This window comes from Chamaesiphon sp. OTE_75_metabat_556 (genome assembly GCF_031378165.1).
Lineage (GTDB): Bacteria > Cyanobacteriota > Cyanobacteriia > Cyanobacteriales > Chamaesiphonaceae > Chamaesiphon.
The window spans coordinates 1-1586 of the sequence record NZ_JANNDR010000476.1 but is presented as its reverse complement, the minus strand read 5'-3'; the positions used below and the strand labels follow the sequence as shown (position 1 = coordinate 1586).

The window sequence follows — 1586 nt, the reverse complement described above, 5'->3', positions numbered from 1 at the left end:
CCGGCAGTTAGAACAGCCCCAGGGTTTTGGCGAACACGGTGGGGTTTGCTGCTGACATCACCCCAACTACCACACCGCAATTATGTTTCATAAAGTTACGTCCCACTTGCCCAGAACTGTTGGCTAATCCGTTTGGGTGCTGGTCATTAGCTGATTTCAGTAGTAATAATGCCGAATTAATTGCGCCGCCAGCTACGACAACGATGTCACCGCGAAACAGTTTGACTTCACCATCTACTTCAGTCTCTACCGCAGTAATTTCTCGACCAGAATCACTGGTATGCAGACGGAGAACTGTGGCTGAAGTCAGGAGCGTGACATTTGGATATTCGATGGCTGGGCGCACGGTCATGACTTCGGCATCGGCTTTGGCATGAAGTAGACAGGGATGCCCATCGCAGGTTTCGCAGCGGATACACTCACTCAAAAACCGCTGTGCTTCGTTGAGTTTGATCGACATCGGCAGATAAAACGGGTGCAAGCCTTTAGCCGCCAGATCGTTGCTGACTGCTTGAATGCGCGGTTCGTGACTGATGGCAGGATAGGCATATTCTCCAGTCGTCCACGGCTCGGTGGGATCTAGACCTCGCCTACCATGCACATTGTAAAGTTGTTCGGCTTGAGTATAGTAGGGTTCAAAATCTGCGTACTTGAGGCACCATTCGGGAGAGATGCCACCTTTGTGGACGATCTCATCAAATTCTCGCTCTCGCGCCCTAAACAGAGTGCCGCCATAAAATTTGGTATTCCCACCCACCCAATAACCCGTGGCAGGTTTGAGATCTTGTTAGTCTTTGTCTACCCAGGTTTCGGCGTTGAAGTAGCGACCTTTGGCGGTGACGGCAGTTGGATTCCAGTTATCTTTTTCTCTAGGAAGAAAGGTACCGCGCTCCAAGATCAGGATGTTTTTACCACTGGGGGCAAGGCGATGGGCAAGGGTGCCACCACCTGCTCCGGTGCCGATGATGATGATATCGTAGTGTCTGTCGATCGTGTGCATGTGTTTGTGGGTGGCAGATTTTTGAGATAATTAGTGCGAGTGTCTCGGTCTGAGCAACTGAGCCGACGCAAACGTCGTTTAAGGGATGAAAGAAACTTTGGTTGGGTATGCTCTAGTTTCATTCTTTAACCCAACCTACAGATCTACGCGAACTATTTAAATTGGTATGGTGAATGAAAGAAACTTTGGTTGGGCATGTTGGGTTTCATTCTTCTGCTTGGTGCGCTTCCATGGTCGGGAAACCCGACCGGAGCGCATCCGCAACCCAACCTACAGATCTTTAAAGCCCCATTGGAAAGGGGGTTGGGGGATTTAGATCCCAAACGAAGTCCAACAGACTTGTGTATACACCGTAGCCCAAGCTTGGGAGCAGTGCGCGCTCGTTGGGAAACCCGACGGTATAGCGCAACAATAGAGGGGTTGGGGGTGAGGGCTAGATTAGTGGATTATAAAGTCCGATCGATTATCTCTAACTCCCCGACTTGGCGAACTATGTTCCAGTGGGTGCGCTCGGCTGTCCGCCAGAAGTCTAGATCGACTCTAGCATCACCAACCTTGATATTGGTGAGTTGCAGATCGGGCAACC

The 1586-nt window shown here is 50.6% G+C and carries 1 pseudogene; it reads right to left on the bottom strand.

The features are described 5' to 3' along the window. Positions 1–13: 13 nt before the first annotated feature. Positions 14–1000, bottom strand: a pseudogene (locus tag RMO27_RS19220) (GMC family oxidoreductase N-terminal domain-containing protein); the annotation flags it as partial. Between the last annotated feature and the right edge of the window lie 586 nt (positions 1001–1586).